Source organism: Acinetobacter sp. YH12117, assembly GCF_013418865.1.
Taxonomy (GTDB): domain Bacteria; phylum Pseudomonadota; class Gammaproteobacteria; order Pseudomonadales; family Moraxellaceae; genus Acinetobacter; species Acinetobacter indicus.
In genome coordinates this window covers 1-22626 of the sequence record NZ_VPBF01000006.1, presented here as the reverse complement: position 1 = coordinate 22626, position 22626 = coordinate 1, and the positions used below count along the sequence as shown (strand labels likewise).

18 protein-coding genes and 1 rRNA gene are annotated in these 22626 nt (G+C 47.6%); 8 read left to right on the top strand and 11 right to left on the bottom strand.

Translation table 11 applies throughout. The features are described 5' to 3' along the window. Positions 1–130: 130 nt before the first annotated feature. The 3 genes from FTU55_RS03740 to trxA form a co-directional block, all read right to left on the bottom strand. Complete coding sequence (locus FTU55_RS03740) at positions 131–439, bottom strand: hypothetical protein (protein ID WP_163142764.1); 309 nt, start codon at positions 437–439, stop codon at positions 131–133. A 412-nt stretch (positions 440–851) separates the two neighbouring features. Further along, positions 852–2120 (bottom strand): transcription termination factor Rho, encoded by a 1269-nt coding sequence (rho, locus tag FTU55_RS03735; RefSeq protein ID WP_005182456.1) that lies wholly within the window; start codon positions 2118–2120, stop codon positions 852–854. Between the two features lie 327 nt (positions 2121–2447). Next, positions 2448–2774 carry a thioredoxin gene (gene trxA, locus FTU55_RS03730; protein ID WP_016659515.1) on the bottom strand — a complete coding sequence of 109 codons (327 nt, stop codon included), beginning with the start codon at positions 2772–2774 and terminating at the stop codon, positions 2448–2450. Between the two features lie 265 nt (positions 2775–3039). Between trxA and ppx the strand changes: the two genes are divergently transcribed. The 5 genes from ppx to FTU55_RS03705 are packed head-to-tail and all read left to right on the top strand — an operon-like array spanning position 3040 to position 8162. Then, on the top strand, positions 3040–4560 hold the full coding sequence (gene ppx / locus FTU55_RS03725; RefSeq protein ID WP_180046221.1) for an exopolyphosphatase: 1521 nt from the start codon (positions 3040–3042) through the stop codon (positions 4558–4560). A gap of 33 nt (positions 4561–4593) precedes the next feature. Beyond that, positions 4594–5418, top strand: a complete 825-nt coding sequence (locus tag FTU55_RS03720) for an acetyl-CoA carboxylase carboxyltransferase subunit alpha (RefSeq protein WP_045795976.1) — start codon at positions 4594–4596, stop codon at positions 5416–5418. Continuing rightward, complete coding sequence (gene tilS, locus FTU55_RS03715; protein ID WP_180046218.1) at positions 5355–6704, top strand: tRNA lysidine(34) synthetase TilS; 1350 nt, start codon at positions 5355–5357, stop codon at positions 6702–6704. The genes FTU55_RS03720 and tilS overlap by 64 nt, the downstream gene beginning before the upstream one ends. Positions 6705–6734: 30 nt before the next feature. Beyond that, on the top strand, positions 6735–7565 hold the full coding sequence (proC, locus tag FTU55_RS03710) for a pyrroline-5-carboxylate reductase (protein WP_005182498.1): 831 nt from the start codon (positions 6735–6737) through the stop codon (positions 7563–7565). Positions 7566–7592: 27 nt separating this feature from the next. Beyond that, positions 7593–8162: a YggT family protein gene (locus tag FTU55_RS03705; RefSeq protein ID WP_180046216.1), complete on the top strand. Its 570-nt coding sequence runs from the start codon at positions 7593–7595 to the stop codon at positions 8160–8162. Between the two features lie 139 nt (positions 8163–8301). Here FTU55_RS03705 and polA read toward each other — a convergent pair whose 3' ends face one another. After that, positions 8302–11064 carry a DNA polymerase I gene (gene polA, locus FTU55_RS03700; RefSeq protein ID WP_127799096.1) on the bottom strand — a complete coding sequence of 921 codons (2763 nt, stop codon included), beginning with the start codon at positions 11062–11064 and terminating at the stop codon, positions 8302–8304. A 162-nt stretch (positions 11065–11226) separates the two neighbouring features. On the opposite strand from polA, the gene FTU55_RS03695 reads away from it, so the two are divergent. After that, positions 11227–13947 carry a DUF2339 domain-containing protein gene (locus FTU55_RS03695; protein WP_180046214.1) on the top strand — a complete coding sequence of 907 codons (2721 nt, stop codon included), beginning with the start codon at positions 11227–11229 and terminating at the stop codon, positions 13945–13947. 41 nt (positions 13948–13988) lie between these two features. Here FTU55_RS03695 and FTU55_RS03690 read toward each other — a convergent pair whose 3' ends face one another. Both FTU55_RS03690 and FTU55_RS03685 read right to left on the bottom strand, forming a co-directional pair. Beyond that, positions 13989–14912 (bottom strand): mechanosensitive ion channel family protein, encoded by a 924-nt coding sequence (locus FTU55_RS03690; protein ID WP_005182510.1) that lies wholly within the window; start codon positions 14910–14912, stop codon positions 13989–13991. Positions 14913–14921: 9 nt separating this feature from the next. Further along, on the bottom strand, positions 14922–15725 hold the full coding sequence (locus tag FTU55_RS03685) for a hypothetical protein (protein ID WP_034598323.1): 804 nt from the start codon (positions 15723–15725) through the stop codon (positions 14922–14924). Positions 15726–15848: 123 nt separating this feature from the next. Here FTU55_RS03685 and gspE point away from each other — a divergent pair, with 123 nt between their 5' ends. Further along, entirely contained in the window at positions 15849–17336 is a 1488-nt protein-coding gene (gene gspE / locus FTU55_RS03680; RefSeq protein ID WP_075167381.1) for a type II secretion system ATPase GspE, read from the top strand. 37 nt (positions 17337–17373) lie between these two features. On the opposite strand, the gene FTU55_RS03675 is transcribed toward gspE, so the two are convergent. The 5 genes from FTU55_RS03675 to FTU55_RS03655 all read right to left on the bottom strand — a co-directional run bounded on the left by FTU55_RS03675 (position 17374) and on the right by FTU55_RS03655 (position 21331). After that, positions 17374–17763 (bottom strand): DUF4951 domain-containing protein, encoded by a 390-nt coding sequence (locus tag FTU55_RS03675; protein WP_168383403.1) that lies wholly within the window; start codon positions 17761–17763, stop codon positions 17374–17376. Positions 17764–17855: 92 nt separating this feature from the next. Next, a complete protein-coding gene (locus FTU55_RS03670) occupies positions 17856–18680 on the bottom strand; it encodes a carbon-nitrogen hydrolase family protein (protein WP_005182522.1) in 825 nt (274 codons plus the stop codon). A 24-nt stretch (positions 18681–18704) separates the two neighbouring features. Further along, positions 18705–19226, bottom strand: a complete 522-nt coding sequence (gigB, locus tag FTU55_RS03665) for an anti-anti-sigma factor GigB (protein WP_104472729.1) — start codon at positions 19224–19226, stop codon at positions 18705–18707. 114 nt (positions 19227–19340) lie between these two features. Beyond that, positions 19341–20309: an RsbU family protein phosphatase GigA gene (gene gigA / locus FTU55_RS03660; protein WP_104472728.1), complete on the bottom strand. Its 969-nt coding sequence runs from the start codon at positions 20307–20309 to the stop codon at positions 19341–19343. 104 nt (positions 20310–20413) lie between these two features. After that, positions 20414–21331, bottom strand: coding sequence for a VacJ family lipoprotein (locus FTU55_RS03655; protein ID WP_180046213.1), 918 nt, complete (start codon positions 21329–21331; stop codon positions 20414–20416). A 545-nt stretch (positions 21332–21876) separates the two neighbouring features. Here FTU55_RS03655 and FTU55_RS03650 point away from each other — a divergent pair. Next, positions 21877–22626 (top strand): 16S ribosomal RNA (locus FTU55_RS03650); the annotation flags it as partial.

Here is a 22626-nt window from a genome sequence, read left to right as displayed (position 1 = left end):
AAAAGTAAGGGCTGAGGTTCTAACGGCAGGTATTACCGTGTTCCTTGTATGTGATGATGAGATGTTGTAAGAAATATTCAGACAATAAAAAAGAGAGCCAAAAGGCTCTCTTTTTGTCAATAATCTAAGATTATTGAGCTTCAGAAGCAGTAGCGTCAACAGCAGCATCAGCAGCGTCAGTAGCAGCATCAGCAGCGTCAGTAGCAGCAGCAGCAGCAGTGTCAGCAGCATCAGCAGCAGCGTCAACAGCAGCATCAGCGCCAGAAGCAGCTTCAACAGCAGCAGCGTCAGCAGCAGCTTCAGCTTCAGAAGCAGCTACAACAGCTTCAGATGCAGCTTGGTTAGCGTCAGCAGCAGCTTCTTCAGTTTTTTTAGCACAACCAACGAAAGCTAAAGTAGTAGCAACTGCAGCAGCAATAGCGATTTTTTTGAATAACATGGCATCACTCTCTAAAAAATTGAGATTAAAAAAAACCGACGTTAGCCTGTTATATGCTTTTATTATTCCTAATTTTGTTAGGCACTAACAACGCAGGAGCAGTCTAACTGGTCTGCGAATATGCTATCACTGAGTTTTTTTAATTACTACTAGCTTGCTCTAAAAAAAGCCGAAAAAAGCCCTAAAATACGTTGTTTTTTAACAGAAAATAACAATCAAGAGTTCAGTTTATATTGGCGAAAGGCGATTTAAATCATTAAAAACTATAGGGTTTTTTTGAAATACTTATTTATAATCATTTACTTAAAAATAAGTTTACACAGAAAACGTCCAATTGTGTCTTTATGTAAAGATGGTCAACCGAAATAAAAAAGCCATCGTTATACGATGGCCTTTTTAAAAAGTTTTGATCTTAGTTGCTGGCTTTACGCTTCATATGATCAAAGAACTCGTCATTGGTTTTGGTTTCTTTCATACGATCCAGCAGGAATTCCATAGCTGCCAGTTCATCTTGGGTATGCAGCAGCTTACGCAGAATCCAGACCTTACGCAGGTTGTCTTCAGACATCAGGCGCTCTTCACGACGGGTACCTGATTTCTTGATGTTCATGGCAGGGAACACGCGTTTTTCCGCAATACGACGATCCAGCGTAATTTCCTGGTTACCGGTACCTTTGAATTCTTCGTAAATCACTTCATCCATCTTGCTGCCGGTTTCAATTAACGCGGTTGAGATGATGGTCAGTGAGCCGCCTTCTTCAATATTACGTGCGGCACCAAAGAAACGCTTTGGACGTTCCAGTGCGTGAGCATCGACACCACCAGTCAGGACTTTACCTGAAGATGGCACCACGGTGTTATAGGCACGCGCTAAACGGGTAATCGAGTCAAGCAGAATCACCACATCTTTTTTGTGTTCTACCAGACGCTTGGCTTTTTCAATCACCATTTCGGCCACTTGTACGTGACGGGCTGGAGATTCATCAAAGGTAGAGGCAACCACTTCACCACGCACGGTACGTTCCATTTCGGTCACTTCTTCCGGACGTTCGTCAATCAGCAGAACAATCAGGAATACTTCCGGGTTATTACGTACAATTGACTGGGCGATGTTTTGTAATAACATGGTTTTACCAGCTTTTGGCGGCGCTACAATAATTGAACGCTGGCCTTTACCAATTGGCGCAACCAGATCCACCACACGCGCGGTTAAATCTTCAGTGGTGCCGTTACCAAGTTCCATCACCAGTTGTTCGGTTGGGAACAGTGGGGTCAGGTTTTCAAACAGGATTTTATTGCGCGAGTTTTCTGGCGTGTCGTAGTTAATCTGGTTAACTTTTAACAGGGCAAAATAACGTTCGCCTTCTTTTGGTGGGCGAATGGTGCCAGTAATGGTGTCACCGGTACGCAGGTTAAAACGACGAATTTGCGAAGGGCTGACATAGATATCGTCAGGACCGGCTAAATAAGAGCCTGCTGCAGAGCGTAAGAAGCCAAAACCATCTGACAGAATTTCGAGCACGCCATCACCAAAAATCTCTTCGCCATTCATTGCATGACGTTTTAAGATGGCAAAAATAATGTCTTGCTTACGGTTACGAGCCATTCCTTCAAGGCCCATAAACTCGGCAATCTTGATGAGTTCGCCAATCGGTTTTTTCTTGAGTTCGGTTAAATTCATAGGTGATCAGATAGAATCAAAAATTCTGGGGTACAGGTTGGAAGGGAAGCAACATTTGACCGCATGCAGGCAATAAAACGAACGCAATTGTATTTGCACAATAACAATTCAGAGGACTGATTAATTGTTTCAGAGAAAAATGTGAAAAAACAATTTCTGTTGCCGAGCGGCATTTTTGTGTTGTGTCTTTTAAGAAACGGGCGGGACGGGAAGTCCTTTATTTCTTGAGCAAGCAATATAAGAGAGAAACGCCGATTTGTCAATTTATAGACGAAAAAAATACGCTATGAAACATAGCGTATTTTAATTTTTCTAAACAGACAGGATTTAGATGTTTTCATCAATAAATGCAGTCAGTTTCGATTTTGGTGCAGCACCAATCTGCTGGGCAACCACTTCACCATTTTTGAACATCAACAGTGCAGGGATGTTACGGATGTTGTAGTTCACGGCAGTTTGTTCGCAAGCGGTCACGTCAACTTTCACAATTTTAACTTTGCCTTCATATTCAGTCGCCAAAACTTCAAGTACTGGCGCAATTGCCTTACAAGGCGCACACCAGCCCGCCCAGAAGTCAACCAATACAGGTGTTTCAGATTGAAGAACGTCTGCTTCGAAGTTTGCATCCGTTGTGTTTACGATGTTGCCAGACATGGAATGTGCTCCAAATGAATTTTTGTATAGATAGCTATATTTATTAGTATTACATAGCCATCTAGAACAATGTAGAGGAATATGTAAATTTTCGATCTTTCCTGTGAATTTGTCTAATTGATGCTCACGATGCTGATGATCGTGTCACACAATTGTCACATCTGCCGAAAATTTAAATACTCATCGAAATGTGCGCACAAATGGCTTTTAAATTGCATGTATGTGAATTACTCTAGGCACAATTCTGTATAGGTTTGTTTGAAGAATGTCTGATTTTTTAATTGATGAAGAGTTACTTGCAGCCATCGATATGGGGTCGAACAGCTTCCACCTGGCCATTGCCCGTGTGGATCATGGTGAAGTAAAAAAAGTGGCATCAATGTCAGAAAAAGTACAGCTTGCCGCTGGTTTAGATGAGAATAAAAATTTAACCGAAGCCGCACAGCAGCGCGGTTTAGCCTGTTTGGCACGCTTTGTCGGACGTTTAAGCGCTGTACAGCCGAACCGTTTACGTATTGTTGCCACCAACGCCTTGCGTCAGGCCAAAAACGGACATGAATTTATTCAAAAAGCCGCAGAAATCTTGCCAAAACCCATTGAAATTATTGCCGGTCGTGAAGAAGCCCGCTTAATTTATCTGGGCGTGTCGCACACCATGGAAAACAGTGGTCGCCGCCTGGTGATTGATATTGGCGGTGGTTCAACCGAGCTGATTATTGGTGAAGAATTCGAACCTATTCATACCGAATCTTTACAGATGGGCTGTGTGGCCTATACCAAAGCCTTTTTCGCCAAAGGTGAAATTAACCATAAAAGTTTTGACAAAGCCGTGTTTGCCGCACGCAAAGAATTATCCACCATTGCCAATACTTATAAAAATGCCGGCTGGGATACCGTAGTAGGCTCAAGTGGCACCATTAAAGCCTGCCGCCAGATTACCGTGAATATGGGCTGGAGCAATGCGCAGGAAAATCTGACCCGTGAGGGCCTGGAAAAACTCAAAGATAAACTGCTTAAATACAAGCATGTCTCTGAAATGGACTTTGACGGTTTAAAAGAAGATCGACGAGCAGTTTTGCCAGCCGGGATTGCGATTTTATATGCAGTTTTTGATATTTTAGATATTGATAAACTGGTTTATTCCGATGGTGCCTTACGTGAAGGCGTAATGTATGACCTGCTGGGCCGTTTCCAGCATGAAGATATCCGAGACCGCAGTGTGCAGGCGCTGATGGGCCGTTATAACGCCGATCCGAAACAGGCAGAACGTGTGGTCAAAACCGCGCAGCACCTGTTTGAAGGCGTAGCCGCGGAGCTGAAATTGACCAGCGATGACAGTGATTTACTGCGCCGCGCGGCCTATTTACATGAAATTGGTCTGGCGATCAGTCATGGTGGCTATCATCGTCATGGTGCTTATTTATTACAACATTCGGATATTCCGGGCTTTTCACAAATTGATCAAAACCATCTGTCGCATCTGGTTGCGCACCATCGCCGCAAGCTGCGTCAGGACGATAAAATTGATGTCAACAAGGTCGGTGGCCATAAATTAATGCATTTATGTCTGCTGCTGCGCCTAGCAGTTTTAGTCAATCACAGTCGCAGCGATCAGATGCTTCCTGCCATTGAATTGAGTGTTCAGAATGCGCAACAATGGCAGCTCAGCGTTTCGGGTGATGCTAAACAATGGCCATTGCTTGTCGCTGAATTGCACGATGAACAAGTGCAGTTCAAGAATTGGGACATTGAATTAAAAATTCATTCGGAACAATTTGTCGATTAACGTTTTGGTTAATTTAGGGATAACAGTCGACTTATGAAAAATAAAGCTGCTCAATCAAAAGCATGGACAACGGTCCAAATTGCACGACATCCAGAGCGTCCGCAATTCCTGGACTATGTAGGCGAAATTTTCACTGAATTTGATGCGTTGCACGGCGACCGTTTATTTGGTGATGATGGTGCAATGGTGGGTGGCTTGGCACGCTTCGATGGTCAGCCGGTCATGGTCGTGGGCCAGCATCGTGGTCGCAGTACCCGCGAAAAATTGCAGCACAATTTCGGCATGAGTAACCCGGAAGGTTACCGTAAGGCACAGCGTTTGCTGGATATGGCAGAACGTTTCAAGCTGCCGGTCTTTACCTTTATTGACACCATGGGGGCTTATCCGGGGGTGGGTGCAGAAGAACGTGGTCAGGCGGAAGCGATTGCTACCAGTCTTGCTCAATTATCGAACCTGAAAGTGCCGGTCGTGGCAACAGTTTTAGGTGAAGGAGGTTCAGGCGGTGCCTTGGGTATTGGTGTGGCGGACCGTGTGGTGATGTTATCTCACAGTATTTATTCAGTGATTTCTCCAGAAGGCTGTGCATCTATTTTGTGGAAAACTGCAGAAAAAGCAGAACAGGCAAGTGAAGCATTGGCACTGACTGCTGAAAAATTACAGCAGATGGGTATTGTTGAATATGTGGTTGATGAAGGTGAGGGTGCTCACTTGCAACCAGAAAAAGTCATGCAAGATTTAAAAGCCGTGTTAAAACAGGCTCTAGAAGAATTGCAACCGATGGATGCACAAGAACGATGCGAAGCACGTTACCAGCGTTTGATGAAGTTTGGCAGCGACAATTTAGGACTGGCGTCTTAACCCAGATTCAGTCTTTTCCAGAAGATACGCATTTTCTCATCGGATGTAGTGGCGGCATGGATTCTATGCTGCTGCTGCATCTGATGGCGTTTTTATGCCCGGAAAAAGTCCGGGCCATTTATATTGATCATCAATTACAGCCTTCCAGCCAGGCCTGGGGCAAATTTGTCCAGAAGTATTGTCAGACCTTCAATATTCCCTGCATCATTCAAGCGGTACAGGTCGCCGAAGGCAATCTGGAACAGCAGGCGCGCGCCGCACGTTATCAGGCATTTCAGCAGCATATTCAAACCAACGAGATATTGGTACTGGCCCATCATCAGCAGGATCAGGCGGAAACGGTGTTATTGCGCCTGTTTTCCGGTGCTGGAATTCCTGGTCTTGCCGCCATGAAAACTTTCGATTTTCGTCCTGAGCTGTCAATCTGGCGACCATTGCTATCTTTATCGCGTGAGCAGATTCAGAGCTGGTGCCAGCAGCTTTCGATTCCACATATTCAAGATCCGACCAATCAGGATATTCACTACGACCGGGCCTGGTGCCGGGAACAGTTGTGGCCGCTGTTAAACGCGCGCTTTCCCAAAATGCAGCAAAGCATTTGCCGCAGCAGCCAGCTGATGCAGGATGCCGAGCAGATTCTGACCGAAGTATTGCTGCAGGATTTGGCCAACTGTGGCGATGCCGAGCATCTGGATTTACACCGTATTCAGCAATTGTCCGAGGCACGGCAACGCCAGTTACTGTCATTCTGGATGAAAGGGGACAGCCAGTACCGGCCAAGTTTTGACATGGTGCAGCGCATTCAGCAGGAAGTGATTCAGGCCCGGGCCGATGCGCAAGCAGCTTTGCATTGCAATGGCTTTTATTATGTGCGCTATCAAAATGTCATTTACCGTCTGCCCCAGCTGGAATATTTGGCCAGTCAACAGGCCATCCCTGCGCGGGAACCAGTGTGCTGCCAGTTGGGGCAAACCCTAGATTTACCAGCCGGACAGTTTCAGTTGAATGCACCGCATCAGGTTGGTTTGTCTTTTGCATTACTCCAACAAGAATTGACTTTAAGTACGCGAGTGGGCGGAGAAAAAATCCATCTTCATGGACGTGTCGGGGCCTGGCCATTAAAAAAGGCGATACAACAGGCACAAATTTTTCCTTGGAAGCGTCATACAATTCAAATATTAAGCAGAGATAATGTTATGCTAGGGGTTTTCACGCCAAAAGGGTTTTGGCTGGCAGATTCTGCCTATTGCGAACCGGATGGCTGGCAACCGACTTTAATCTCTTAACTATAAAGAACTCAACCAAGAGTGTGAATCATGAGTGCAGTGTTAAATTGTAATATTAGTTTTATTGGTGGCGGAAATATGGCGCAGGCCTTAATTGGCGGTCTGATTGCACGTGGCATGCCTTCAACGCGTATTACAGTTGCTGATCCGGTCGAAAAAATCCGTTTGTTGCTGGAAGAAAAAGATGTACATGTGACCGAAGACAACCAGGCTGCCATTCGTGATGCCGATATTGTGGTGTTCGCGGTCAAACCGCAGGTACTGGCCAGCGTGCTGCAACCGCTAAAAGGGCAGTTTGAAGGCAAACTGGTGATTTCGATTGTTGCTGGTGCAGAAATTGCTACCATTTCGGCATTGCTCGATACCGACCGTGTGGTACGGGTGATGCCAAATACCCCGGCGCTGGTACAAACTGGTGCGCATGGTTTATATGCGCATGATGCGGTCGATAGCAAAGACCGTGAATTGGCAAGTCAGGTTTTGGCTGCCACGGGTTTAACAATTTGGGTAAACTCTGAAGCGCAAATTGATGCAGTCACGGCAGTATCCGGTTCTGGCCCGGCTTACTTTTTCTATATGATGGAAAGTATGATTCGTGCCGGCAAAAATTTGGGCCTGGATGAAAAAGTGGCAACGGCTTTAACCTTGCAAACTGCGTTGGGTGCGGCACAAATGGCAATTACCAGTTCCAATACCCCGGCAGAGCTGCGTAAAAACGTGACCTCTCCAAACGGGACCACGCAGGCAGCGTTGGAAGTGTTTGACCGTGCGCAAGTGTCGCAGAATATTCAGGCGGCGTTGGCGGCTGCCAAAACACGCAGTCAGGAACTGGCTGCCGAGCTGAGTGACAGCATTAAATAAAGTATTTAATTTTAGGAACGTTCAAGTATGGGTGCAAATTCTGCGCTAATTTTTGGCATCATCATTAACGTAGCGATTTTGCTCGTCTTCTTCCGTTTTCTCATGCAGCTGGCTGCGGTGAGTCCTTATAATCCGGTGGTGTTGTCTACGATCAAGGCCACGAAAATTGTAGATGTATTTAGCCGTATTTTCCCGACCGTGGCAAAAGGCCGGGTGAATCTGGCGGCATTGGCGCTGCTGGTGGTGCTTTATCTGCTGAAAAATTACGGCATGATGTATTTAAACGGGGCGATGCCTAATGGCCCGGTACATCTGCTGATTCTCACCTTTGTGACCATGATTCAGGACCTGCTACGTTTCTGTCGTTACCTGATTTTTGCCACCATTATTTTAAGCTGGGTAGTGATGTTTACCCAGTCACGCGGGCCTTATATTGAAGTGATGCAGGAGCTGGCAGAACCCTTGCTGGCACCGTTTCGCCGGATCATGCCGAATATGGGCATGATTGACCTGTCTCCAATTCTGGCATTTCTGGCCTTGTATATTGCTGAAATTCTGATGAACCAGGTGGCGATTGTTTTGCTGACCGGCTTCTAATAAATTCAGCTCAAGAAAAAAAGGACTCAATTGAGTCCTTTTTTATGGCTCAAGTTTTGAGGTGAAGACCTTGATATTTCGCCCAAGAGGCAAATGACCTTCAGCCCAGCCTTCCTCCGAGGAGGAAGGTGGAAAGACTTTAGTGTGCTTCATCCCAGTTCTGGCCTTTGCCCACTTCAACCACTAGCGGAACAGACAGTTCAATCACCGACTGCATCACTTCGGCCAGTTTGGGTGCCAGTTCATCGGCGACATTGGCATCGACTTCAAACACCAGTTCATCGTGCACCTGTAGCAGCATTTTGGCCTGATGGCGTGGCAGCATTTTATCTACCTCCACCATGGCCATTTTAATAATATCTGCCGCAGAGCCTTGTAAGGGCGCATTAATTGCTGCACGTTCTGCTGCTTTACGCACCATCATGTTACGGGCATCAATATCCGGGGTATATAAACGGCGGCCGGTCAGGGTTTCAACAAAGCCTTGTTCCAGAGCCACCTGACGGGTGCGCTGCATATATTCATAAATGCCCGGATAACGCTGGAAGTATTGCTTGATATAGTTCTGCGATTCTTCCCGGGTAAAGCCCAATTGACGGATCAGACCAAATTCGGACATACCATATAACAGGCCGAAGTTAACCGCTTTGGCCTGGCGGCGCTGATCTGGCGTGACATCTTCCAGGGCAATATTCAACACTTCTGCTGCGGTACGGCGGTGTACATCCTGACCATGATTGAAGGCATCAACCAGCGCGTCATCTTGCGAGAAATGCGCCATTAAACGCAGTTCAATTTGCGAATAGTCGGCAGCCAGTAATACGCGGCCTTCTGGTGCAATAAAGGCTTTACGAATTTGACGGCCAATATCCATACGTACCGGAATATTTTGCAGATTCGGATCGGTGGAAGACAGACGGCCGGTCGCGGTGAGGGCCTGATGATAACTGGTATGCACGCGATGGCTGCTGCTGTTGGCCTGTTTTTGCAAGCCATCGGTATAGGTACTTTTCAGTTTCGACAGACCGCGATATTCCACAATCAGGCTGGCAATCGGGTGCTCAATCTTTTCTAGAATGCTTTCACTGGTGCTGTATTGGCCGGTGGCAGTTTTCTTGCCGCCTTTGATGCCCAGTTTTTCAAACAGGATTTCGCCAACCTGTTTTGGCGAGCTGACATTAAACGGCTGGCCGGCCAGTTCAATAATCTGCTGTTCCAGTTGCAGCATGGTATTGGAGAATTCTACTCCTAGTTGATCCAGGAAATTCAGATCCAGCTTGATGCCGTTTTCTTCCATCTGGGTTAGCACGCGTGCTACCGGCATTTCAATATGATGCAGCAGATTGCTTAGTTCCGGATGACGCTGTAACTTTTCATTCAGCACTTCATACAGGCGATACGTCACATGTGCATCTTCGGCGGCATAATGCGCAGCTGTTTCAATCTCGATCTGGTTAAAGGTTTTCTGTTTGGCGCCTTTACCGGCAATCTGTTCATAGGTGGTGGTCAGGTGACTTAAATACAAACGTGCCACATCATCCATCCCATGACGGGTGGCGACAGAATTTAAGACATACGAGGCCAGCATGGTGTCAAAATACCAGCCCTGTAAGTGAATGCCGTGGTTTTCCAGCACATGCGCATCATATTTTAAATGATGGCCAATTTTTTCAACCGCTGGATTTTCCAGAATCGGTTTGATCTGCGCCAGCACCGCTTCACGGTTTAACTGTTCCGGTGCGCCGGCATAGTCATGCGCCAAAGGCACATAGAAGGCTTCCGTAGCATCAAAAGCCACCGAGAAGCCGACAATCTGGGCAATCCGATAATCTAGGCTGGTGGTTTCGGTATCAAAGGCAAAACGTGTGGCGGTGCTTAAACGCTGGAATAGCGCATCCCAGTCTGCCGGGCTTAACACCGTATGATAGGTGGCTTCACCTAGCTGGTCTTCACTGCTGCTGAGCTGGGCCTGATCTTCAGTAGCGACTTCTGCGGCCGCTGGGGTTTGGCTAATGGCCTGGCTGACCTGTTTGTAGCTGTTGCTGTTCGGGTTGTTCGGATGATCGAGCGACTGCAGCTGGTTCCGGAACTCCAGTTCGGTATACAGGCGGCGCAATTCTTCGGTATTTGGATCGCACAGTTTCAGGTCTGCAAAGGTCAGGCCCATGTCCAGATCACAGACAATACTGGCCAGTTGATGATCAATGGCAATACCATCGACATTGTCTTTAATATTCTGGCCAACGCGACCTTTAATTTTGTCGACATTTTCTAGAATTCCGCCTAAAGAGCCGTATTCAGTCAGCAGTTTGGCGGCAGTTTTAGCACCCACGCCCGGAACACCCATAATCCCGTCCGAGGCATCGCCCATCAGGGTCAGATAATCAACAATCTGATTCGGCCAGACGCCAAATTTCTCAAAGACACCCTGCACATCCATTGGCTTTTCTTTGAAGCTGTCTTCCAGCGTAACTTTGTCGGTCACCAGCTGAGCCATGTCTTTGTCGCCGGTGGAAATTAACACCTGATGACCTTCGGCTTCGGCGCGTTTGGCCAGCGTGCCAATAATATCGTCGGCTTCGGCACCCGGCAGCATATAAAGAGGAATCCCCAGTGCGCGAATTAAGGCGTGTAAATAAGGAATCTGCTGTGACAGTTCATCTGGCATACTTGGACGGTCACCTTTATAAATGGGTGACAGTTCGTGACGGAAGGTTGGTTCCGGGGTATCAAAAATCACCGCCATATGGGTGGGCTGGGTACGGCGCATCAGTTTCTGGATTGCGGAAATTGCCCCACGGATGGCGTTGGTATGTATACCGGTTGACGTGGTTAAAGGGGGTAAGGCGTGAAACGCACGAAATAAAAAATAAGACCCATCGACCAAGACAAATGGTGGCATTGAAAGTTTCCTAATCCAAAAAACCTGTTTATTGTACGTGATTTTACACACGCACGCTGAGTGATGATTGTATATGCAGGTTACCGAATATCTGATGAATATAAAATAAGCACTGTGCAAGTTGTTGTATGATCAGCACAATTAATAAAGGAATAAAACAAGATGCTGAGAGGGCAGAGCGAAATCCGCATGATCTGGTTGATGAGCCTGATGATTGTCGCCATCAGCGCGTGGTTTTTATCATTTCCACTGCTGACCTATGTCTGTGGTTTTGCACTGCTGATGAGTGTCATGCACTATGTCGATGCTATTCAGCAACCGGCCCAGGCGCTAGGCGAACAAAGGTTAATTGCATTTCGTGCCACCTCCAAAGTGCCGCTGTATCTCTCCTCGATTATTGCCGTGGTCGGTGGGCTGCTGGATTGGGGCTGGATGATTGCTGCTGGCGCTGCGGCCTGGATTTTCTTTTTTCTGCGCTGGCTGCGGCGTCTGGAACAGTATTTGGGCCACATTCAACAGGCCCAGCATTTTTTGCCGCAGCCGGCTTCTTCGGTACAGCCGGACATACCGCCTTTACCGTTTAGTGCAACAGCTGAAGCTACGCCAGTGCCTGCTCCCAATTTAGTCCAGCAAATCAAACACTGGATTTTTGACGGTAATCCGGTGCTGAAAACCGCGATTTCTATTCTGGTGATCGGCATTATTCTGCTGCTGCGTTTTGCCACGGAACATTGGCAGCTGAGCCTGGCCACCAAACTGGCCATGGTCGCGCTGAGCAGTGCTGCCGTGACCGGACTGGGTTATCGCCTGCAACAGCGCAATCGCAGTTTTGCTCTGGGGCTGGAAGGGCTCGGGCTGGCGGCCTTGTGTCTGACCTTATTCTTTGCCTATTACAATGCGGTGATTCCAAACTTGCTGATTGCCAGTGGCTGTTTTCTGCTGCTAATGGCCCTGACGTTATGGCTGAGTTTAAGACAGCAGTCGGTTGAACTGGCGTTAATGGCCATGGTGATGGCCTATCTTGCACCATTTACCTTACCGGTGCGTGATGCAACTGCGCCTGAATTTATTGGCTATTATCTGGTGATTAATATTGCGGTGGCCGTGCTCAGCAGCCTGCGGCCATGGAAGTTTCTGAATCAGATTGCCTTTTTAATGACCGTGCTGGTCGGTGGCAGCTATGCCTTCGTGCATGGTAGCGATACTGACCGTGACCTGATGACCGTACTGATTCTGGCACATGCCGCTATCTTTATCTGGCTGGGTTTCCGCTTTAGCCAGTTATTGGCACAGCAGGACTTAGACAAGTTTAAGCTCAAGCCGGCGCTGGATATCGGGCTGATTTTTGCTGCTCCATTGCTGGCCTATAGTGGTTTATATGTGATGCATTTTCAGGACACGGCCTGGCAGGCAGGGCTTAGTCTGCTGTTTGCACTGCTGTTCGCCGTGTTGTACCGATTGTCCAGACACCATCAAACGGTACAGCTAATTGCGCACAGCTATTTAAGCCTGACCTTAATTTTTCTGGCCTTAATTCCGCCGATTTTATTACCAGCTGAAAAAAGTGTTATGGGCTGGGCCATTGAAGGCCTGCTGATTTTCCTGTTGGGGCTGGTGCGGCAGTCCAAAATCAGTCTGTATCTGGCCATGGGCCTGCTGGTCGTGGCGGGACTGTCGAGTCTGTATTATCTGGTGGAGCTGATTGTATTTCCACGCGCCATGTTCTGGGTGCTGTGCCTGAGCTATGTGGGCGTGGTATTGCTGTCCAATAGCCGGCTGCAATTTCAGCAACAACTTAGTAGCAGTATGATTGGCTTTCAATGTCTGCTGATGTTGCTGGCGACCACCATGTTGCTGGTGCTGCTCCAGGATGAATGGTCCGGCGAGCTGAGTGCGGTGCTGAGCTTGTTGACTCTAGGTCTGGCCTATTGGGTTGTGAATGAAATCCTGTTACGCCGTCAGGCCGGGGTGGCCTGGCTATTCAGCAAATGGTCGGGCTTGGTTCCCTTGCTGCTGTTTGCGGCAGGAATTGTCATGCTGCGGATGCAACAGGGCAGTATTGTCTGGGCATCTTTCAATGAGCGGCTGTTCTTTGCCGGAGCTGGCATCATCCTCAGCCTGCTCTGGTTGAGGCCACTTTTGGGTGTGCGAACCGAAAAGGAATGGGTCAGTGCCGGTACTTTACTCAGTCTGCTACTGACCAGTCTGACTTTATTACCGCAGCAGCCGTATATTAGTATGGTGATTTTGCCGCTGCTGTTTTGCGGCTGGTGTTACTGGCAGGCACAGCCCGAATGGCAGATGTTCTGGCAGGCCCGAAGCAGTTTGCTGTTGATGCTGGCCTGGATGATCTGTTCGCAGCTGTTAAGCCAGCAGGCGTTTCATGGCTATCTGCTGCCCATCTTAAATCCTTTTGATCTGGTCAGCATCGCCATGCTGGTCGGCTTTTTATGGATGCTGTCGTTACAGGTTAAGGCCGGGCTGGACCGCAGCATGGCTGCAGTGTTGATGGTGCTGAGTTTATTGTGGCTGAGTAGCTATATTGTGCTGCGTGGCTTGCATGTGTATTTGGGGACGCCGCTGAATGAACTGGCGCTGTGGCGTAATGGCACGGTACAACTGAGTTTGACTTTACTTTGGGTTAGCCTAGCATTTGTTACCATGAGCTGGGCCAGCCGCAAACAGCTGCGTTCGGTCTGGGTCCTGGGCGGCAGTATTCTGGTGATTGTCAGCTTAAAGCTGGTGCTGTTTGATCTGTCGCATATTGGCACTTTAACCCGGGTCATTTCCTTTTTAGCCGCCGGTGCGGTGATGCTGATCATTGCCTATATTGCGCCAATGCCCGATCCAGAACAACCGGTTGAACGCTCACCCTCTGAATAGAAAAAGCCTTCTCTTGGTGGAGAAGGCTAATATTACAAAGTTTATTTTACATCCGGTTCACGTTTCAGGGCTTTTTCATTGGCATATTGATCAATCTCTGCATTTTCCAGCGGTCGGGACAGCGGATGATCGACAAAGCCCATTTTCGGTACCGGAATTTCAATCTGGTTATCGACAAAGCCATTACGAATCCGTTCCTGCATTTCATCACGTACTCGCAGGAAATTTTCCTGCTGGCACCAGATCGCAAACAGCAGTTCAATTGAGGATTCTCGGAAGGCAGTTACTGTCACCGCAGGTTTCGGATCGGCCAGCACCAATGGATATTTATTGGCCACATCCAGCAGCACTTCACGCACCTTGATAATATCTTCATGGAAATTAATGGCCAAAGTAATTGGAATCCGCCGGATCGGGAATTTGGACAGGTTGTGTACTGGCGCCCGAATCAGCTGTTCGTTCGGTAAACGCACATACACGTTGTCCTGGGTGAGCAGTTTCACCGAGAGCAGGTCAATCGAAATCACTTCACCTTCTACGGTATGACCACGAATGAGGGTAATCTGGATGGTGTCACCCACTTCAAAGGAACCTTCACCAATCAGGAACAGACCGCTGATCAGGTTGGAAGCCGAGGTTTGTGAGGCGAAACCCAACGCCACGGTTAAGATACCGGCTGCACCCAGGAAGACACTAAGTTTAAAGCCGGCTTCTTTCAGGCTGGCCATCACAAAAATCAGGAAAATAAAGTAGAAAATCCCGCGACGCCAGACCAGACTCTGATGCGCATTAAAGCGTTTCCCAATGGTGCGGATAAAGGCATTAGAGACAAAACGCGCCACCAGAAAGCCTAAGAAGCACAGCACCAGCGCCACCAGAATTTCAGTCAGGCGCTCGGTGTTGATATTGGTGAAAATCCCTTTCAGGCTATTGGTAATTTCTTTAGGGATATTGGAATCGGCCATGTCTACTCCCTAGAAGAATGAATCAAACATATTAAATAACGCCCCCGCGGTTTCACGTGGCGGATGCACATAAATCACTTCACCGGCATGCGGTGGGGTACGGTTTTCAATTCGTACCCGTGGTGGCCGGTCAGAGCCTTCGTGCAAGACTTTAATTTGGGAGGTCCATAAACGTCCGGTACTTTCACTAAAAAATAGCGGCAGTGCCGGCACCGGTACATTCATCCGGTCAAAGCGCAATTGCTGGTTGCTGATATTATGAAACTCGATAGGCGTAATGGCACGAAAAGCGCGCGGGCGTAGCTGGTGCAGCTCGGTCCGGCCATCCACCGCGGTGGCATAACAGATTTCGCCATAACGGTGATTCGGTCCAAACCAGGTATCTTTGGGCAAAATCACCGGCAAATCAAAAATCGGCTCGCGCTGGCCATCGACAAAGCCGGCAATCCATAACGGGGTACTAATGTACAGTGTCCCACGCTGGCCAGCCGGAATATAAATTGGATCGACCGGTTTAATCACCACTGAACGGTCTGCCAGACGCGGCATCAGCTGGAGTTTGTTGGTGGTCGATTTGAACATGTAGCGTTCAATTTTCACCGGCTGCGGAAAGGAAAAATTCGGGTCATTGATGCGATGCCATTGCTGTTCATAGTCATACTGCACCTGCGGACGATGATATTCCAGACGCCACTCCTGCATGCCGCGTGTTAAACGAAACAGTAGGGAGCCAAATTGCCAGGCTTTGGGCTGATGCAGCTCAAACTCGTGTTCGCCCCACCATTTTAAATCGGGCAATTCATCATGATTCAGTAATTCATTCGGATGCGGCAAGGGCGTCTTCCTTTCAATTTAAAACCATAAAAACAGACTTCACGCTGTCATAAGCTTAGAGTACACTCAAATGAGATTTTTTCATCATTATTATAATCGCTGATGCAAGTACTTAAACAATTACAAATTCCCTATAGTTTTGCAAAACGCCATGGCGTGCTAATTCGCTATGAGGGGGATCATGCTTTTATCGTGCGCCGTGAAAATACGCCGCTGCTGGCTATTCAGGAGGCGCGCCGTTTTCTCGGGCATCCGGCCCAGTTCCAGTTATGTACCGATCAGGAATTTCATCAGCTGTTAAGCAGCAGTTTTGCCGGCGATACCGGGGAATCACAACAGGTTGCGGCAGGTCTGGAAGATCATCCGGATTTACTCAGTCTGGCCGACTCGGTGCCTGAAGCCGAAGATTTAATGGATCAGGAAGATGATGCGCCCATTGTCCGGCTAATTAATGCACTGCTGTCCGAAGCCATTCGGGTCGGTGCGTCGGATATTCATATTGAATCGTTTGAAAAACGCTTATCGGTGCGTTTGCGGGTAGATGGACAATTACGTGAAATTGTACAGCCGCGTCGTGAGCTGGCGCCGTTACTGGTATCGCGGATTAAAGTCATGGCCAAACTGGATATTGCTGAAAAACGCATTCCGCAAGATGGCCGTATTTCGCTGCGACTGGCGGGCCGTGAAGTCGATGTGCGGGTATCGACCTTGCCATCTTCGCATGGTGAACGGGTGGTGATGCGTCTGCTGGATAAACAGGCCGGACGGCTGAACATGACCCATTTGGGCCTGATGCAAAATGATTATGACCGGCTAAAACAGCTGGTACATCGTCCGCATGGCATTATCTTGGTGACTGGTCCAACCGGTTCGGGGAAAACCACGACTTTGTATGCAGCACTATCGGACCTGAATGATGGCTCGAAAAATATTCTGACCGCTGAAGACCCGATTGAATATCAGCTGGAAGGGATTGGGCAGACTCAGGTCAACACCAAGGTCGATATGACTTTCGCGCGTGCTTTAAAAGCCATGCTGCGTCAGGACCCGGATGTGGTGATGGTCGGGGAAATCCGTGATCTGGAAACTGCAGAAATTGCGGTACAGGCTTCGCTGACTGGTCATCTGGTATTATCAACCTTACACACCAATACTGCGATTGGTGCCGTAACCCGTTTAAAAGATATGGGCATTGAACCTTTCCTGCTGTCCAGTTCCCTGATTGGTGTGATTGCGCAGCGTCTGGTCCGAACCTTGTGCTCGCACTGTGCCACCTGGCATGATGCCGATGACTTTGAAAAAGAACTGTTTAAACCTGTTAGCAGTGAAACCATGTTGCGCCTGCCGAAACCGAAAGGCTGTGAGCAGTGTGCGCATACCGGATTTACTGGCAGGACCGCCATTTATGAAATTGTACCGGTAGATGATCACATGCGCCGCCTGATTCATGGCAATGCTGCAGAGTATGAACTGGAAAACTATGCGCGCCAGCAATCTGGTTCGATTCGTGAAGATGGTTTGCGTAAAGTACTGGCCGGTAAAACCACAGTCGAAGAAGTGTTACGTGTCACCAATGAAGCGGCAGACTAGCAGAGCTGTAGAGCCTGTTTAAAAAAATCGTCAGTCCCTACCACAGGCTGACGATTTTTTGCATTAAGAGGGCGCGTAAGGGTGCTGTCGGATTGCCGGGATTGCGCTGGCTTTCATGAGTATAAAATGCCTGCCAGGCCTGCACCATCTCCAGGGTTAAACCTTGAATTTGCATCTGATGCACATCGGCAGCTGTGATGGAATCTAAACGCGCTTGCGCACCTTCCGGGCCGCTGCCCCAGCCAATCAGTCCCTGTCCAAAGGCCGGAAGATTCATCTGATTCGGTGTGGCTGGAACTGGCAGACGTGCCATCTCCGGATTGACCTGAGAATAAACCACAGGACGCATTTTTTCAGAAATACTCAGCTCGGCCAAGGCCAGTGTTGAGCACAGTAGCCCCAGACTGGTGATCACGCTTTTAAACATCAGGATAATTTTTTGTTGAAAATAAGAATCATTATTATATTTGAGTTACAAGCCTACGTCGATCACAATATTAGTGAGATTAATGGAAAGACTTAATAATTGACTAACACGCGATGCTGCATTAAAGGCATTGACTCGCGTACCTGTTGCTGTTCTTTCAGGTCAAATTCGACTGTAATCAGTTGCGCGCCTTCGTCCTGCACCATGGCCAGTAATTGTCCACGGGAATTGGTCGCACCAGAATGACCCCAGGTTTGACGTTTTTCGCCGTGCCAGCCTTGCTGGGCAGCACCTAAAACCTGACACTGACTGTCCATGGCACGTGCTTGTAGCAGCAGCTGCCAGTGCATCTGGCCAGTGGTGTAGGTAAAAGCAGAAGGTGCTGTCAGAAGATTGGCGCCTTGTGCACGCAGTTTTAGCGCCAGTTCCGGGAAACGTAGGTCATAGCAGACCATCAGGCCAATATTGCCAAATGGGGTTTTGGCCACCACAACGTCTTGGCCCGGTTCAAAGAATTTGGATTCCTGATAACCCCCGACGGCATCACCCACCTGTACATCAAACAGGTGAATCTTGTCATAACGGGCTTCGGTTTTTTCCGGACTGATACACAGGCTGACAGTACGTACCCGGCCATCTTCAATGACTGAACCATCCGGGCGGAATGGACACGGCAGGGTACCCGCCACCAGCCAGATTTGATGCTGATGGGCCAGTTGTTCCAGACGTTGTTGAATAGATTCAAACTGGGCTGCAGTTTCGCGCTGCTTGCCGGCAGCAAAACAGATAAAATTTTCAGGAAGAACCAGCAGTTCACTGCCGGCGGCTTTACTCTGCTGAATCAGCTGCTCGACTGTGTTGAAATTGGCTTCAATATCATTTTGCGAGTTCATCTGTGCAACAGAAACGAAAGTCATGCAGGCATTCTCCCAAACTGAAAATTATACGTTTTGCTGATTAGACACCTGTTCCAAGTTGTCCTGTTCTTTTTGTAGCTGTTTGACCAGGGGTTCAAACATATTCTGGTTGCTGTCGTTGAGTTTCATCAGGGTTTTGTGGGCATCCAGTACGGTCGAGAGCATATTGCTATGCGTCACATGCTCTTCAATCAGGGCACGGGTGCAGACACTCGGATCGCCACAGTAATTCAGAATCACAAACACCTGTCCCAAGCCCATGCTATTGGCCAGTGTGGTGATGTCCGGATTGGTCGACAGCATGACCGTCTGAATCTGATGTACCTGTTTAAGTTTCAGCCCAAGTTTTGCCAAAACACCCAAAACAGTACTGTCAATAAATGTGGTTTGAGTTAAATCGACAATGGCGCCGACCACATTGGTTTGCTGTTCAATTTTACTGAGTAGTTTGTCTAAACTGATACAAGATTGGGCACGCACTTCGCCGATCAGCTTGAAAATATGCGTTCCATCCAAACTTGCGTATTCAACATGACCTGTTGACATATAAATGCCATTTGCAGAGAAGGATAGATAAAATTATCCCATAGGGACACCACAGACTCAAGTGTCTGCTATGGACATAAGTCTAAGGATGGTTTTAAGTGGTTGATTAAGTGATTAATTCAGTCGGCACAAACTGAGGATGGCAATATCATCGGCCACGTGTTCTGGCGCTTTAAAGGACTGATTCTGCAAGTGATAGACCAGTTGTTCAAACTGTTCATTGAGTCCGCCGACATAAGGTTCAAGCGCACCATCTGAACAGATAATAAAGCGCGCCTGACGTGACAGCACGCATTCATATTCTTCTACTTCCAGGTCTTCGGTCAGACCCAAAGGGAAGCTGCTGGTGTTTAAAATTTTCGGTGGCTGATTCGGTTCAAAGATAATCGCAGGCGGATAATGTCCGGCACTGGACCAGCGCAGCTGATGGGTTTCCAGGTTTAAAATCCCGCTAATCATGGTGATATGCTTTTCAATATTTTCCTGTACCAGCATCCCGTTGAGTTTTTTCAGTAACTCGCGCGGGGTTTTGGAACGACCATGAAAAGCCGCCATCCATGACGTTAATAAACTGCTGGTTACCCCATGGCCAGACACATCGGCCAGATAAAAAATCAGCTCTTTGTCACTAATTTTCCAGTAATCGAACCAGTCGCCAGATAAATAGGCGGAAGGTTGAAACAGGGTTTCAATTTCATAATTGACCAGTTCAATTGGGTTTGGCAGTAAACGTTTTTGTAACTCTGCAGCCGAGGGTAAATCACGGCTGTCCTGATTGCGTTTATATTGCGCATCAATTTTAAGCAGGGCCTGCTGCGGTTCTGTCGGCAGTTTGCTCCAGATCCAGCCGGCTAAAGCACCTTGCTCCCAGGCTTGCGATAGGGCCAGCCCTTCATCTTCAAAGCCCAAAACAATGGTCGGTAAATTCCAGCGATGGGTTAAATAATCCTGCACATCGGCAATGGCAATGATGGTCTGATCATATAGGTCGATGTCATCTATGCGAATCATTTGCACACTGGGCAGTGTGTCAATCACCTGATCTAGATAGGGAATATCACGTGTGGGCTGAATGAAATACATAAATGTAGAATATAATCCTATGCGCTTTAGGGGATAGATGTACTATAACAATCAATGAATTACTAGGGGAAGTTGAACTTCCCGCCAGAAAGAAGTATTACAAATTATTCAGTGAGCGGTGCAACTGAATCAAAGTTTTCTTCATCTTCGATGTAGTCGTCTTCGACATCTTCAATAAATGAAATGCTCTCGGCCTCTAAGCCTTTTTTCTCGGCAATTTCAAAGTTTTTACGCTGCAGGTAAATATCACGAATAGCGGCATAGCGATCCCCTTGTAACACCTGTTCTACATCCAGAATCTGGGAACGGGCATCAATGCCGCGTAAAGCCTGCTCGGTCCAGTACAGTCCATCATGATCTTCTAGAATGTATTTTTGTGGACGGGCCTGACTGTCAACCAGACGGCTAAAACCATCACGGAAGGTACTTGGGCCAATAATCGGCAAAACCAGATACGGGCCAGACGGCACCCCGAAATAGCCTAAAGTGGTGCCAAAATCTTCATCTTCGGTTTCCATTCCCAAACGACGGGCCGGATCAGCCAGACCTAAAGTGGTGATGGTATTTACAGTAAAACGGCCCAGCGTTTTTGCTGCTCTGAGCGGACGGCCCTGAATCAGCTGGTTTACTGCATTCCATGGTTCACCCAGGTTTTTACGGAAGTTACGATAAGAACCACGCACATCGCCAGGAACTTTTTCTGTATATTGCACAGCCAGCGGACGGGCGATATTGCGGTCTAACACATCATTTAAGGCATAGACCTGACGGTTTAAAGGTTGTAGTGGATCTTTAACACTTTCCGGTTGTGCGGCATTGGCATTCACTTTCAAATCTTGTGCTTTAATATTTTTCAGCTCTTTTAAGGATTCAAAGCGTGAAGGGGCTTTGCTGGTTGCTGCAGATGAGTCTGCTTCTGCTGTGGTGCGGGTAGAACTGTCTACTGCAGATTCATTGGCAAAAGCAGGGGAGGCTATCCCTAAAGTCAGCAGGCTAATCCATACATATTGTTGTTGACGCATAAAAGATCCTAGTGCTTTGAATACTGAAAGCAAAAAAGAGAAAGCAGGGTCATTCGACCCAGCGCACATTTTAAGAGAGTATTTAAACACTTTTGGCCGAAATTTATAGCTAAAAAAGGTAAAATGAATAAAAAATAATCGGATGATTAAATTTTTTTATCAAAGGGCTTGCAAGCGTAAATATTTCGCCTATAATGCACATCCATTGGTGGTGATGTTGATAAAAACTTGTTGATAAACAAGGATTTAGCTAAAATGGTTGAGTTCTGGTTTAGGTGGTAAGTTTAGAAATAAAATCAACATTGCATGTTGACTTTCTAAAAATAAAGAGTAATATAGCCGACCTAGCTTGATGCTGACGAAGCATCGAGAAGATCATTAAGAGATTATGAAGAACAACTTGTGTGGATTTTTACTGATTGATTAATCGAAATATTATCATTGATTGATTGGTTTAAATTACTCGAAGTTTATTTGAGCGAAATTTAAGTCAGAAAATTGATGAGCCAGATTTGGTCACTTCGAATAAAGTGACAAAATGATTTTAACTGAAGAGTTTGATCATGGCTCAGATTGAACGCTGGCGGCAGGCTTAACACATGCAAGTCGAGCGGAGATAGGTAGCTTGCTACCGATTCTTAGCGGCGGACGGGTGAGTAATGCTTAGGAATCTGCCTATTAGTGGGGGACAACATTCCGAAAGGGATGCTAATACCGCATACGCCCTACGGGGGAAAGCAGGGGATCTTCGGACCTTGCGCTAATAGATGAGCCTAAGTCGGATTAGCTAGTTGGTGGGGTAAAGGCCTACCAAGGCGACGATCTGTAGCGGGTCTGAGAGGATGATCCGCCACACTGGGACTGAGACACGGCCCAGACTCCTACGGGAGGCAGCAGTGGGGAATATTGGACAATGGGGGGAACCCTGATCCAGCCATGCCGCGTGTGTGAAGAAGGCCTTTTGGTTGTAAAGCACTTTAAGCGAGGAGGAGGCGCTCTAGGATAATACCCTAGATGCGTGGACGTTACTCGCAGAATAAGCACCGGCTAACTCTGTGCCAGCAGCCGCGGTAATACAGAGGGTGCGAGCGTTAATCGGATTTACTGGGCGTAAAGCGCGCGTAGGTGGCTAATTAAGTCAAATGTGAAATCCCCGAGCTTAACTTGGGAATTGCATTCGATACTGGTTAGCTAGAGTATGGGAGAGGATGGTAGAATTCCAGGTGTAGCGGTGAAATGCGTAGAGATCTGGAGGAATACCGATGGCGAAGGCAGCCATCTGGCCTAATACTGAC

Bases quoted from the DNA above. Each gene is read 5' to 3' on its own strand.
- FTU55_RS03740 (WP_163142764.1), bottom strand. From the start codon at position 439: ATGTTATTCAAAAAAATCGCTATTGCTGCTGCAGTTGCTACTACTTTA.
- rho (WP_005182456.1), bottom strand. From the start codon at position 2,120: ATGAATTTAACCGAACTCAAGAAAAAACCGATTGGCGAACTCATCAAG.
- trxA (WP_016659515.1), bottom strand. From the start codon at position 2,774: ATGTCTGGCAACATCGTAAACACAACGGATGCAAACTTCGAAGCAGAC.
- ppx (WP_180046221.1), top strand. From the start codon at position 3,040: ATGTCTGATTTTTTAATTGATGAAGAGTTACTTGCAGCCATCGATATG.
- FTU55_RS03720 (WP_045795976.1), top strand. From the start codon at position 4,594: ATGAAAAATAAAGCTGCTCAATCAAAAGCATGGACAACGGTCCAAATT.
- tilS (WP_180046218.1), top strand. From the start codon at position 5,355: ATGCGAAGCACGTTACCAGCGTTTGATGAAGTTTGGCAGCGACAATTT.
- proC (WP_005182498.1), top strand. From the start codon at position 6,735: ATGAGTGCAGTGTTAAATTGTAATATTAGTTTTATTGGTGGCGGAAAT.
- FTU55_RS03705 (WP_180046216.1), top strand. From the start codon at position 7,593: ATGGGTGCAAATTCTGCGCTAATTTTTGGCATCATCATTAACGTAGCG.
- polA (WP_127799096.1), bottom strand. From the start codon at position 11,064: ATGCCACCATTTGTCTTGGTCGATGGGTCTTATTTTTTATTTCGTGCG.
- FTU55_RS03695 (WP_180046214.1), top strand. From the start codon at position 11,227: ATGCTGAGAGGGCAGAGCGAAATCCGCATGATCTGGTTGATGAGCCTG.
- FTU55_RS03690 (WP_005182510.1), bottom strand. From the start codon at position 14,912: ATGGCCGATTCCAATATCCCTAAAGAAATTACCAATAGCCTGAAAGGG.
- gspE (WP_075167381.1), top strand. From the start codon at position 15,849: ATGCAAGTACTTAAACAATTACAAATTCCCTATAGTTTTGCAAAACGC.
- FTU55_RS03675 (WP_168383403.1), bottom strand. From the start codon at position 17,763: ATGTTTAAAAGCGTGATCACCAGTCTGGGGCTACTGTGCTCAACACTG.
- FTU55_RS03670 (WP_005182522.1), bottom strand. From the start codon at position 18,680: ATGACTTTCGTTTCTGTTGCACAGATGAACTCGCAAAATGATATTGAA.
- gigB (WP_104472729.1), bottom strand. From the start codon at position 19,226: ATGTCAACAGGTCATGTTGAATACGCAAGTTTGGATGGAACGCATATT.
- gigA (WP_104472728.1), bottom strand. From the start codon at position 20,309: ATGTATTTCATTCAGCCCACACGTGATATTCCCTATCTAGATCAGGTG.
- FTU55_RS03655 (WP_180046213.1), bottom strand. From the start codon at position 21,331: ATGCGTCAACAACAATATGTATGGATTAGCCTGCTGACTTTAGGGATA.